The following is a 12,559-nucleotide window of genomic DNA, read 5'->3' as shown; positions in this document are numbered from 1 at the left end:
ATAAGAGCCTGAGATATCAGAAGAGATTAATGGGAAGACCTACCGCATTTGACCCACAAGAAAAACTGCATATCGCCATGAAACTGTTCTGGCGGCAGGGTTTCGAAGCCACTTCGTTACAGCAGTTATGTGATGAGCTGGAGTTGAACCGCTTCAGCATTTACAACACTTTTGGCGATAAGCGCGCCCTGTTTCATTTAACGCTCGATCACTACTTGAATACGGTCATCCGACGAATCGCCGCGCCATTGTTGCATGACGACGCTGAACTGGATGCGGTTGTGGAGTATTTGGCGGGGCTGAGCGCTGGGCTGTGCAGCGAGGGCGGCCGGGTAGGCTGTTATGTTCAGAATGCGGGCTCTGAGATGGGCGGCGTAGACGAACTAGTGCAGAAAAAAGTAGATGACTGGCTGCGCCAACTGGAGATGTTATTAGCTCAGGCTTTGATCCGCGCGCAGGATAATAACGGCTTACGTGGGGACATTGATGTGGAAGCCGCCGCCTGTTATCTGGTCAGCGTCACACAAGGGCTTATTGCATTGCGCCGAACCTGTAGCAGGCAGTGTCGGGTGGAGAACGCATTCAAATTCCTGATGCAGGAAGTAAGAGGATGGGCGGCATAGCGCCGCTTAGGGTGGTTAATAATTGAACGCCTGTTCATGAGGTCAGCGGCGGGTGAAATTTGTTAGCGCAAGTTCAGTTAGCATTCAGGTTGACTGCATTAATCTGAACCCATCAGATAAGCGCAAGGAGATTCACTCATGAAAATCAAAACACTGGCAGTCGCCGCTCTTTCAGTTACCCTGGCCGCACCGGCATTCGCCGGCGGTCGCCACCACCGCGGCGGTTCTGAATTCGATTACGCCAAAGTGGTGGACGTGGAGCCTATCACTAAATCCGTAGAGCATCGCACGCCTCGCGAGTCCTGCTGGACCGAGCAGGTGCGCCACGAAGCGCCGCGTCAGTCTTCTGACTCTTACACCGGTACCATCCTTGGCGGCGTCATCGGTGGAGCCATCGGTAACGCAGTGGGACACAAGAAACGCAACAAGCAGGTTGGAACCGCAGTGGGCGCGATATTGGGCGCGTCTATCGGGCATGACATATCCAATCGGGGTTCAACGTCTTATTCAGAGTCTTACTACTCAAATGAAAGACGTTGTGAAACCACCTACGACGTGGAATATGTGCAGGAGACTATGGGATACTGGGTGACCTATAAGTATCAGGGACGCGAATACCGCACCCGCATGGACCAGTACCCGGGTGATCGCATTCGTATCAGAGTGACTGTGGAGCCCGCCTGATTGTTTGGCGGGCGGCCCTCTACGAGAAGCTGAACCATGACCAGAACATTGCTCTTAACATCCATTTTACTGACAGCCTGGCTGCATACGCCGGCTGCGTTGGCCGCCCCGGCCTTCGGTTATTCACCCTCGCAAGCGGACACCTTGTTGCTGGCGGACGTGAGTGAGCAGGACGCCGCCAGTCTGGTGCGTCAGGTAAGTGGGGGACGCGTGCTGAAAGTCGAGTCCCAGGGCGATGTCTATCGGGTGAAAGTTTTGCTTCCCAACGGAGTGGTGAAAACCTACGTAGTTGAGCGCAGCTCGGGAAGAGTCAGCTGATGGAGCGTCTGCTCCGATAAAGCGACAGGGTTTAGGAAGTTAGCGGGAATCAAGCATGCGAATACTATTGGTCGAAGACGAAGCGTTGTTACGTGGCCAATTACGGGACGAACTGGTTAAACATGGCTACGCCGTAGACACGGCGGAAGACGGCGAGGTCGCCGCTTATCTGGGTAAAGAAAACCCTTATGACCTTGCCGTCGTAGACCTGGGCCTGCCCAAACGCACCGGCCTGGAGGTGATCCAGGAGTGGCGCGGCATGGGCAAAGAGTTCCCCATTCTCATCCTTACCGCGCGCGGCCACTGGCAGGATAAAGTCAGTGGCCTGGAAGCTGGCGCTGACGACTATCTGGTGAAGCCGTTTCACGTCGCTGAATTGATGGCGCGGTTGGGCGCCTTACTGAGACGCTCTTCCGGGTTCAGCAGTCCAGTGATTCAAGCCGGTCCCATGACCCTGGATACTCGCGCCAAGCTGGTGCAAATCGACGGCTCCGCCCTGGAGCTGACCGCCTACGAATACAACACGCTTGAATATCTGGTTCATCGCGCCGGTCAGGCTGTGTCCAAAACTGAATTGACGGAGCATTTGTACGCGCAGGATTTTGATCGTGACAGCAATGTTATAGAGGTTTTTATCGGTCGCTTGCGCAAAAAGCTGGACCCGGATGGGGTCAACAAACCGATTACCACCTTGCGCGGCCAGGGCTACCGGTTTAACTGGTCGCCACAGAAGACCGCCTGATCACTGTGCGGCGGCTCTCACTTCGCACCCGCTTCTGGCTGCTCACCCTGGTTATTCCCTTTTTCGTGGTATCAGCGGGGTGGGTGGTCTATGTCGCTTATCAGGAAAGTCTGGAGCGGGCGCATATCGATCGGCTTAGCGCTCACCTCTATTTGTTACTGGCGGCGGCGGAGCCTTCTGGCGATAGTCTGCAACTGCCGGAAGAACTTCAGGAGAGTCGTTTTAATCAGGCCCAGTCGGGTCTGGTCGCGGTTGTGCGTAACAGCGACGGCTTTATCGTCTGGCAGTCCCGCTCTAGTTTAGGCCTCCCGCAGACGTTGCCCTGGCTGGCGCCGGAAACTGAGCCGGGTCGGATTTCCCATCGTCGCGTAGACGCCAAGCCGGGTTATCTGCAGGTGCAACTGCCTGCGTTGTTCGCCGTGGATAGCGGCCTCGTTGAAAACGGCTTTCGTCGCTATGTTTTTGAAGTTTGGCAACAAGCGTCTTTGCTGGAGCAGGAATCCCGTTCTTTCACCACTACTCTTTCAATCGGTCTGGTGATTGTCACCATCGCCTTGTGCGCCATTGTGGCTTTGTTTCTGGGCTGGGCGTTGCGGCCTTTGCAGAATGTGACCAGAGAACTGGGGGCGATTGAAAAAGGTGAAATGGACACCCTGTCGGAAAACTATCCCAAAGAAATCGCTGCCTTGACTCACGCGTTGAATACCGTCCTGGATGTGGAGCGACGCCAGCGGGAACGTTATCGCAACAGTCTCGGAGATCTGGCGCATAGTCTGAAGACGCCGCTGGCGGTGCTGCGCGGCGCCATTGAAATGAATGAGGAAGAGCGTCGGCGCACTCTGGGTGAGCAGGTGGCGCGTATGGACGACGTCGTGACCTACCAGCTCAAGCGCGCCAGCGCCGGAGGAGAGGGAGTCTGGCATAAACCGACGCCCATCCTGCCTTTGGTCAATCGCGTTACCTCCGTTTTGCAGAAAGTCTATGCTGACCGAGGCATGTATTGTGAAGTCAACGTGCCTGAAGAGGTGGCGTTTCTCGCAGACGAAGCAGACTTGATGGAGATGCTGGGCAATTTGATCGATAACGCTTTTAAATACGGTGATGCGGAAGTGTCTATTCATGCTTCTGGCGAAGTGGACGGTTTCGTGACGCTGTCGATCAGCAATGATGGTCCCGGCATTCCCGCGCAAGACTGGGACAAAGCGCTACAGCGCGGCGTGCGCCTGGACAGTCGCCCGATTGGTCAGGGCATTGGACTTTCCGTTGTGCGCGAACTGGTGGAAAGCTATCGTGGCGAACTGAAGCTGGCTTCGGGCGTCAGCGATGGCGTGACGATTGAAATCATCATGCCCGGACGGGTTGTTAGCTGAGACGTTGATCGGCTATAACATGGCGGCGTAAACGGAATAATTAATGGTTTTATAGCTAAAATCAATCAGGATTTTAGTTTTAATAAAATTTATTGCTTATCGGGTTGGGCTTATCATCTCTTCAACCACTTTAAGTAACCAGGAAAGGAGACGACCATGTCGGATATCAATATCGGATTAACGGAAAACGCCCGTCAGAATATCGCGCACTCATTGTCCAGGTTGCTGGCGGACAGCTACACCTTGTACCTGAAAACACAGAACTTCCATTGGAACGTCACCGGTCCCCGGTTTCAGGAAGTACACGCCCTGACGGAAATGCATTACACAGATTTGGCGGCCGCCATTGACGCTATCGCCGAACGCATTCGCGCACTGGGAGAATTCGCCCCTGGCAGTTACTCCAGCTACCTGAAGCTGGCGACATTAAAGGAAGAGGCCGGCGTGCCTGCGGCGAATGAGATGCTGGCGGTGTTGGCGAAAGACCACGAGCAGATCGCACGGAATATCCGCGAGGCTTTGCCAGCAGCTCAGGAGGCGACGGACGAAAGCTCTGCGTCGCTGCTCTCAGATCGCTTGAGCGTGCATGAGAAGACTGCCTGGATGTTGCGCAGCATGGTTTGATCGCTCAGCTCCTCTCTCTGCAATAGAGAGGGAGGAGCATCCCTCCCTCTTTCTACGCCCCATTCTCGTTCCCCCGGAAGGATAAATTTTCGTCTGATAGGTGATATTACTTAACGCCATATCATGGGCGGCTGTCTTGCGCTGAACACTTTTGGCGGACGTCAGCCCGCGCCTTAGGTCGAGAATAAAAACGGGGAATCACTCATGCAGTTGAACAAAGCTGCGGCGTTATTGTCGTTCAGCGTTTTGGTGGCCGGATGCAGCGGCGGAGGCGGAAGCAGCTCTGGCGGCTCCACGCCCGCCGAACCAGGTTATCAGTCATACGCCTGTAATCAGGAAACTTATGATCAAGCCAAAGCACTTCGCATCTATCAGGTGATGGTGGAGTCGTTTATTGATGGCGACCTGAACGCTAATTACGGCGCGGGTTATGGAAGCAGTCATCATCGCGGAGACTTGCAGGGAATCACCGATTCTCTGGATTACATCAAGAATATGGGTATGAACGCGATCTGGTTGACCCCGGTGTTTCACAGCTCTCCCATCTCTGGGCAGGATGAATGGGCGGACCGCCTTGATGCGACGGGCTATTTCACCAGCGATTACTTTTCCATAGATCCCAATTTCGGCACGATGGCGCAAGCCCGGGAGCTGGTGGAGCAAGCGCACGCGCGAGGCATCTATGTCTTCTTTGACGGCGTCTTTGGCCATTTTAAGAGTAATGCCGGCGACTTTCCTTCACCGCAAGGACGTGTGGTCAGCACTAATGGCGTCGCCCAGGCGGGGACGGGGAGAGAAGCTGTTTATCCCAATGATCTGGATTTCTTCAAGGAAGTCGCCGCCTATTGGGTGAAGGAACTGAAGATTGACGGGTGGCGCTTGGATCAGGCTTACCAGGTTCCAACCGGCGCCTGGGGAGAGATCCGCAAGACGGTGGAGGACGCCTCCAAAAGCGTGACCTACACCATGAACGGAGAGCAGGTGAATCCTTTGGGCTATATGGTAGGCGAAGTCTGGAAAGGCGAGGCGGAAATCGCTGCCCAGGCGTACGGCTCCGTAGCGCAGCCTGGCTTATGCTCCTCTTTTGATTTCCCTATGCGCTATCGACTTGTTCAGGCGTTGGGAGTGGAGGAAAGCGGACATCGTTCCGCCGCCGTTTCGACGCTCCAGGAAGGTTACGCCACCCAGGCGGCCTATCCGACGCACGCGCTCCCCAACGGCTTTCTGACCAATCATGATCTGGTGCGTTTTGGCGACTTGCTGCAACGGGGTAAAATCGCCAATCCGGGCGAGGATCGTTATGCCGATCTACACAAAGCGGCCTACAGCTTCCTCGCCGCATATACGGGTCCTATCACGTTGTACTACGGAGACGAAATCGGTGATGAAGTGGTCGGCTTCTCGGATCGCGTCGCATGCGAGTCCGATAATGGCGCAGGCGCTAAAGCAGGCTTGTGCGATGATCATGTTTCACGCTCCAGCGCCAAAGTGGAAGGTTTGCCGAGCGGGGAAGATGGCGCTCTATTCGCGGCTGACGCCAAACAAACGGCAATACGCGACTACATTCGTGACCTGATGGCGATGCGCGCCGCCCATCCTGCTCTGTACGCGGGGACGCGGGCATCGGTTAATCATGGTCAGTCCGGCAAAGTCTATGTCGATCGCAAGCAGGCGGGTAGTGAAGTTGTGTTATTTCTACTGAATATTACTGGCGATCCCTTCACTGTTGAGCTGGAAGGAACGAACGTCGGCAGTAATGGGAACTTGAAAGATCTGATGAGCGCAGAGGAAATCGCACTCTTGTCCGGTTACCACAGTATCCCGGTAGAGCCTTACAGTGCGCGATTTATGCTGGTGACTGCGCCCACGCTCTAAACGATGAAAGCTTGAACTTTATAGGAAGGGAAGGGTAAACCGGCGCGCATTGCGATCCGGTTTACCCAGCAGAGACTTTACTCTTCCAGGTAGGTGTAGCCGGTCAGGCCCGCCTTCAGCTCTTGCAGGTAGTCCCGCTTTTGCTGCTCCTGCAAATCAGACGCCGCCATCTTGTCTTCGAAGGCGCGCAATAGTTGCTCCGGCTCGAAGTTAACGTAGCGCAGCACTTTGTCGACCGTGTCTCCGCTGATGGGGTGCTGCAGAGACAGGTCGCCCTGCTCATTCAGGCAAACGTCTACGGAGTCGGTATCACCGAACAAATTGTGCATGTCGCCGAGAATTTCCTGATAAGCGCCCACCAGGAAAAATCCGAGAAGGAAAGGCTGATCTTTTTCCGGCTCAGGGATCGGCAGTGTGGTTTCAATGCCGTGACTGTCTACATATTGGTCGATGCGCCCGTCGGAGTCGCAGGTGATGTCCTGAATCACCCCGCGTCGTGTTGGACGCTTATGCAGACCGCTTAACGGAAGTATCGGGAAGATCTGGTCAATGCCCCAGATATCCGGCAGAGACTGGAACAGAGAGAAGTTCACGAACAGCTTGTCCGCCAGTTTCTCGTTCAGCTCGTCATAAATTTCCCGGTGTGCGCGGATTTCCGGCTGTAAATGTTCGCGAATATACAGGCACAACGCCTGATAGATCGTCTCGGCCTGCGCCCGGTCGTCCAGGCTCAGCACGCCATGGATAAACAACGTTTGCGCTTCCTGTAGGGCATGCGCCGCGTCATGGTAGATCTCGATGACGGAGCGGCGATTATTGCGATCTTTAAGCGCCTCGAAGTCTTGCCATAAGTCGCGAACCACTGACGGAGAGTCCGCCGTCGGCTGTTTGACCTCATCCGGCTGCGCTACGCTTTCTCTGTCGATAACATCGGTGATCAACACCGCGTGATGAGCGGTGATGGCGCGACCAGACTCGGTAATCACATTGGGATGGGGGATGCCTTCGCGATCGCACTCTTCTTTGATCGTACGCAGAACGTGAAAGGCGTACTCATGCACGCTGTAGTTAACCGAACAGGCGCTGCGGGAGCGGGTGCCTTCGTAGTCGATACCCAGACCGCCACCGACGTCGACGATTTTTACGTCAGCGCCCTGGCGACGGAGCTCGCCATAAAAACGCGCGCACTCGCGCAATCCTGTCTGAATATCCCGGATATTGGCGATCTGTGAACCCAGGTGGAAGTGCAGCAGCTGGAGAGACTCCAGTGCGTTGGCTTGTTTCAGCGTGTCCAGCACCTGCAGAATCTGCACGGAAGACAGACCGAATTTCGACTTCTCCCCGCCGGTATTCTGCCAGTTGCCTTTGCCGATAGAGGCCAGACGGGCGCGTACGCCAATGCGCGGCGTCACGCCCATGTTACGGCTTTCTTCCAGCACGTAAGTCAGTTCGTTCAGTTTCTCAACGACAATGTAGACCTTGTAGCCCATCTGCTGGCCCAACAAGGCGAGACGAATGAACTCACGGTCTTTGTAGCCATTACAGACAATAGTGGCGCCGGGGTTGCTCATGGCCAGGACGGCGATCAGCTCCGGCTTGCTGCCAGCTTCCAGGCCGATCTGGCCATTGGCGGCGGCGGGTTGCGCGGCGACGATTTCTTCAATGACGCGGCGTTGCTGGTTCACTTTGACCGGATAGACCGCGGTATAGCGACCTGAATAGGCCAGCTGTTCGGCGGCGCGGTTAAACGCCTCGCATAAATGGTTGACCCTGTGATGCAGAATATCCGCAAAACGCACCAATACCGGCAACCCAAGATTGGCGGCGCGGACTTGTGTGGCGAGCGCTTTCAGACTGACGCTTGCGTTATGTTCTGAACCTTTGGGGCGGATGATAACGTCGCCATCGGCGTCAACATCTATATAACCATCTCCCCAGAAAGGGATGTTGTAGGTGGACAGTGCGTGATCGCGGGTCCAATCTTCCATCAATGCGTCTCCTCGGCAATATGCCCCCGGATAAAGTGTTAAGGTTATCGTCAAGGGGCGGCATTTTAAAGCAAGCGGAATCCTTAGCGTTAATAAGTTATGGGCTTTGTATTGCTCTACGTTTCCTGGCTACCTGGAAACGCTGGCGAATCCCAAAATAATGCTGTGATCTTCGCGCCTTACGCCTACAATATGCTGCTTTAGCCGCAGGCGCATCGCGCCGACAATAATTAATCGAATCATTGGGAGAACATAATGAGCGAGCAGATCCCCGGGTGGTTTACCGAAATCTTTCAGGACCAGGGCACCGGGTTTTCCCTCAAAGTAAAAAGTAAACTGCACGAAGAGCAGAGCCAGTATCAAAAGATTGAAATCTTTGAGACTGAAACCTTCGGTAATCTGATGGTTTTGGACGGTTGCGTCATGTTGACTGACCGTGACAATTTCCTCTATCACGAAATGATGACCCACCCCGCGCTGTTCACTCATCAGGCGCCGAAGAAAGTCGTAATTGTTGGCGGCGGCGATTGCGGCACATTGAAAGAAGTGCTCAAACACCCTGGCGTTGAAGAAGCCTGGCAGGTTGAAATCGACGAGCGCGTCACCCGCGTTGCAGAGAAGTATTTCCCTGATCTGTGCACCGCTAACAACGACCCGCGCGCCAACTTCTTCTTCGGCGACGGCATCAAGTGGATCGCTGACGCCCCGCTGGAGTCCATCGACCTGATTATCGTCGACTCCACCGACCCAGTTGGGCCAGCTGAAGGCCTGTTCGCCGTCGACTTCTACCGCAACTGTTTCATGGCGTTGCGCGAGGGCGGCATGATCGTGCAGCAGACGGAATCCCCTTTATTGCACACGTCCAGCATCATCAAGAAAGTGCATGAAGATATGCGTCAGGCTGGTTTTGACGGCGTCAGAACGCTGCCGTTCCCGCAGCCTGTGTATCCTACCGGCTGGTGGAGCTGCACCATGGCGGGTAAAGGTAAGAAGCTGGAATTCTTCCGTGAAGAAGACGCGGCTGAGCGTCCTTTTGTGACTCGCTATTACAATGCGGAAGTGCATAAAGCAGCCTTGGCTCTGCCTGAATTCATGAAGAATGAACTTGACTTAGATTAGTCTGAACGTTTATTTCTATACATCTGTATTTTAATGCTTAAGGCCAGGTACCATAAGGGAATCCGGCCTTCCGAAAAGGGTGCGAACCTACCTTTGTCCAATAGACGTTCTTTTTTCGGGCGCACTAACATGCAAACCATAACTCCTGTCAAGAAACGGCAATACAGCCGGTATATGGTTGGCAGGCTATTGGACGTGATATAGAAATCGGAGTTAACTGCGTGCACGCAATAGCAGAAAACCATGGAGTGAAAGCTTCATATACGAAAGAAGAACTTCAAGCCTGCGGACAGGGACGGTTATTTGGCGAAGGCGCTGCGAAACTTCCTGTAGACCAGATGTTGATGGTCGACCGGGTGTCTCAAATCTCCGCAGAAGGCGGAGCATACGGTCACGGGATCGTGCGTGCGCAGTTGGATATCAATCCGGATCTGTGGTTTTTTAAGTGTCATTTCGTTGGCGATCCGGTCATGCCGGGTTGCCTCGGACTGGACGCCATGTGGCAGCTGGTAGGCTTTTTCCTGGCGTGGAAAGGTCACAAGGGATTGGGCCGGGCGCTGGGGGTCGGCGAAGTTAAGTTCACCGGTCAGGTGTTGCCGTCCGCAAAATCCGTCGAGTATGTTCTCGATATCAAAAGAGTAATCGCTCGTAAGTTAATTATGGCCTTGGCTGATGGAACCGTGTATGTCGACGGTAAAGCCATTTATACTGCCAAGGATTTACGAGTGGGCTTGTTTGACCCCGCCGCTATGAGCGGTGCGGAAATCAAATAAGTTATCCTTTGCAAATGTAAGAGGTTTCTGAATGAAACGCGCCGTCATAACCGGAATGGGAATCGTATCCTGCTTGGGCAACTCCAAAGAGGAGGTGGCTGAGTCACTGAAAGCTGGCCGCTCAGGCATTCGGTTTAACGAAAGCTACAAAGAAGCGGGCTTGAGAAGTCAGGTCAGTGGCAGCGTCCAGATCGATTTCGCTGAACACATCGACCGCAAGCATCTACGCTTCATGGGCGACGCGGCAGCGTACGCCTATATCGCTATGAATCAGGCCATCACAGACGCCAAGATAGACGAAGAGCTGTTGAGCAGCACTCGCACCGGCATCGTGATGGGCTCTGGTGGAGCCTCCACCAGTAACGTCGTCGAATCCGTCGATATTCTGCGTGAGAAAGGCGTTAAGCGTGTGGGGCCTTATCGCGTACCCCGCACCATGAACAGTTCTGTAAACGCCTGTTTGTCCACCGCGTTCAAAATTCGCGGCGTTAACTACTCCATTACTTCCGCTTGCGCGACCGCCGCTCACTGTATCGGTCACGCCTGGGAACAAATTCAGTTGGGCAAGCAAGACGTCGTATTCGCTGGCGGCGGTGAAGAAGAGCATTGGAGCCTGGCGGTACTATTCGACGCTATGGGCGCGTTGTCCAGCAAGTACAACGACGACCCTTCCCGTGCTTCACGTCCATACTGCTCCACCCGTGATGGCTTTGTCATCGCTGGCGGCGGCGCGGTTGTCGTCGTAGAAGAGCTGGAGCATGCGCTGCGTCGCGGCGCGCCGATCTACGCTGAGTTGGTGGGCTACGGCGCCACTTCCGATGGCGAAGACATGGTGGCTCCATCTGGAGAAGGCGCTGTCCGCTGTATCCATCAGGCGCTGTCTACCGTAAACACGCCTGTAGATTACGTAAATACTCACGGCACCAGTACGCCAGTCGGCGATATTATTGAGCTGAAAGCAGTAAAAGAAGCCTTTGGCGACAATCTGCCGCGCATCAGTTCTACTAAATCACTGTCCGGCCACTCTTTGGGCGTTGCTGGCGTACACGAAGCAATCTACTGCTTGTTGATGATGGAAGGCGGCTTTATCGCGCCATCTCGTCACATCGAGGCGCTGGACGAGAGAGCCGCTGGCTTCCCGATCGTGACCGAGCCTACCGACGCGGAACTGAATACCGTTCTGAGCAACAGCTTTGGTTTCGGTGGCACCAACGCCTGTCTGGCTTTCAGCAAATACAAAGGCTGATCCAGTTCTGCGTGTCTAGTCCTGAAATAGGTGTCGACTATATTCAGGACGGGTCAGCGAAAGAATAAAAAGCCTGCGCCTAGCGCGGGCTTTTTTATGCCTGTTTTCTGGTATTTTCATCTAACCCGGTTGGCATCTCCTTGATTGTGATGTAAAAAACATCACGCGCATAGCTGAGATACAAATAGAAGATGTTGGTCACAGTTCGAATCTGTGCAGGATTCTTATGTTTGCTATGCTGATAGTTAAGCGTCATCCATTCAATTTCTAAAGGGTCTCATGCGGAAAGGTTCTCTATTTCTGGCGGGTGTTCTTTTTGCTTGCGGTGTCGGCGCGGAACAGGCGCAAACTTCGCTGGCGTTGTCTGAATCCGCATATATGGCTCCTCTGGTGGATAAAGTTCAGGTAAAGAAAGCGTCCAGACTTTTGATTCTATTGAAAGAAGGGAAGCCTTTGCGGGTGTATCCGATCGCTTTGGGCGATAAGCCGCTGGGACATAAACAGTTCGAAGGGGATGAGCGAACGCCTGAAGGCACTTACTCACTTGATTGGCGTAACCCTAACAGCGCGTTTCACAAGTCCATCCATGTCTCTTATCCAAATGATCAGGACGTTGAATTCGCGAAGAGCCAGGGACGTGAGCCAGGCGGGATGATTATGATCCATGGCTGGCCCAATGGCTTCAACCATGACCGCGACAGTATCTGGCTTTACGAGTTTGACTGGACGGATGGATGTATCGCCGTCAACAATCAGGCGATGGATGAGATCTGGTCTTTGGTGCCGGACGGCACGCCTATTGAAATTCTGCCGTAGGTCAGCGCACGGCCATTAACCGTGCTTCAGCTTCAACGCTAACACGGTGGACGCCAGCGCTAATGTCAGAGTATTAGCGATAATAATCGGCCACGCGACCATCATGATCCCATAAAGCAGCCACAGAAAGACGCCCAACGTGAAAATGCTATACATGCCGAGCGAGATGCCGGATGTGTTTTTCGTTTTCAACGTTTGTCTGACCTGAGGCAGGAACGCCAGTGTGGTGAGCAGCGCCGCCAGTGTGCCGATGATGGATGCTAACATCTTATTAACCCTATAGAATTGCGCGCATTTTAATCACGCTGTCCGGCAGCGTAACTAGGGGAAAATATGTACGCCCCGTCGTTATGGCTGGGGGCGCAGACTTCTAATAACACC

Annotated in this window: 13 protein-coding genes; 11 read left to right on the top strand and 2 right to left on the bottom strand. The window is 54.1% G+C overall.

Going from position 1 to position 12,559, the window contains the following annotated elements; all coding sequences use genetic code 11:
* Window positions 1-29: 29 nt before the first annotated feature.
* From KP814_RS15175 to KP814_RS15145, 7 genes are all read left to right on the top strand, one after another.
* A complete protein-coding gene (locus KP814_RS15175; protein ID WP_216737555.1) occupies window positions 30-623 on the top strand; it encodes a TetR/AcrR family transcriptional regulator in 594 nt (197 codons plus the stop codon).
* A gap of 138 nt (window positions 624-761) precedes the next feature.
* A complete protein-coding gene (locus KP814_RS15170; RefSeq protein WP_216737554.1) occupies window positions 762-1,307 on the top strand; it encodes a glycine zipper 2TM domain-containing protein in 546 nt (181 codons plus the stop codon).
* 36 nt (window positions 1,308-1,343) lie between these two features.
* Entirely contained in the window at window positions 1,344-1,625 is a 282-nt protein-coding gene (locus KP814_RS15165) for a PepSY domain-containing protein (protein WP_011400108.1), read from the top strand.
* A gap of 55 nt (window positions 1,626-1,680) precedes the next feature.
* Window positions 1,681-2,367, top strand: coding sequence for a response regulator transcription factor (locus tag KP814_RS15160; protein ID WP_011400107.1), 687 nt, complete (start codon window positions 1,681-1,683; stop codon window positions 2,365-2,367).
* A gap of 5 nt (window positions 2,368-2,372) precedes the next feature.
* On the top strand, window positions 2,373-3,737 hold the full coding sequence (locus KP814_RS15155) for an ATP-binding protein (RefSeq protein WP_216737553.1): 1,365 nt from the start codon (window positions 2,373-2,375) through the stop codon (window positions 3,735-3,737).
* Between the two features lie 156 nt (window positions 3,738-3,893).
* Entirely contained in the window at window positions 3,894-4,361 is a 468-nt protein-coding gene (locus tag KP814_RS15150) for a Dps family protein (RefSeq protein WP_216737552.1), read from the top strand.
* Between the two features lie 204 nt (window positions 4,362-4,565).
* Entirely contained in the window at window positions 4,566-6,236 is a 1,671-nt protein-coding gene (locus KP814_RS15145) for an alpha-amylase family protein (RefSeq protein ID WP_216737551.1), read from the top strand.
* Between the two features lie 77 nt (window positions 6,237-6,313).
* Here KP814_RS15145 and speA read toward each other — a convergent pair whose 3' ends face one another.
* Window positions 6,314-8,224 (bottom strand): biosynthetic arginine decarboxylase, encoded by a 1,911-nt coding sequence (gene speA, locus KP814_RS15140; RefSeq protein ID WP_216737550.1) that lies wholly within the window; start codon window positions 8,222-8,224, stop codon window positions 6,314-6,316.
* 255 nt (window positions 8,225-8,479) lie between these two features.
* Here speA and speE point away from each other — a divergent pair, with 255 nt between their 5' ends.
* The 4 genes from speE to KP814_RS15120 all read left to right on the top strand — a co-directional run bounded on the left by speE (window position 8,480) and on the right by KP814_RS15120 (window position 12,178).
* Window positions 8,480-9,343: a polyamine aminopropyltransferase gene (speE, locus tag KP814_RS15135; RefSeq protein WP_216737549.1), complete on the top strand. Its 864-nt coding sequence runs from the start codon at window positions 8,480-8,482 to the stop codon at window positions 9,341-9,343.
* Window positions 9,344-9,564: 221 nt separating this feature from the next.
* Window positions 9,565-10,116, top strand: coding sequence for a bifunctional 3-hydroxydecanoyl-ACP dehydratase/trans-2-decenoyl-ACP isomerase (gene fabA, locus KP814_RS15130; protein ID WP_011400101.1), 552 nt, complete (start codon window positions 9,565-9,567; stop codon window positions 10,114-10,116).
* A 31-nt stretch (window positions 10,117-10,147) separates the two neighbouring features.
* Window positions 10,148-11,362, top strand: coding sequence for a beta-ketoacyl-ACP synthase I (gene fabB / locus KP814_RS15125; RefSeq protein WP_127973846.1), 1,215 nt, complete (start codon window positions 10,148-10,150; stop codon window positions 11,360-11,362).
* Between the two features lie 279 nt (window positions 11,363-11,641).
* Window positions 11,642-12,178 carry a murein L,D-transpeptidase family protein gene (locus tag KP814_RS15120; protein ID WP_127973845.1) on the top strand — a complete coding sequence of 179 codons (537 nt, stop codon included), beginning with the start codon at window positions 11,642-11,644 and terminating at the stop codon, window positions 12,176-12,178.
* 15 nt (window positions 12,179-12,193) lie between these two features.
* Here the strand turns inward: KP814_RS15120 and KP814_RS15115 are convergent, their stop codons facing one another.
* Window positions 12,194-12,445 carry a SemiSWEET transporter gene (locus KP814_RS15115; RefSeq protein ID WP_127973844.1) on the bottom strand — a complete coding sequence of 84 codons (252 nt, stop codon included), beginning with the start codon at window positions 12,443-12,445 and terminating at the stop codon, window positions 12,194-12,196.
* Between the last annotated feature and the right edge of the window lie 114 nt (window positions 12,446-12,559).

Source organism: Hahella sp. HN01 (assembly GCF_018986435.1).
In the GTDB taxonomy this organism is placed as follows: domain Bacteria; phylum Pseudomonadota; class Gammaproteobacteria; order Pseudomonadales; family Oleiphilaceae; genus Hahella.
Note: the sequence above shows the minus strand (reverse complement) of the source record. Positions and strands in the feature narration are given on the sequence as shown.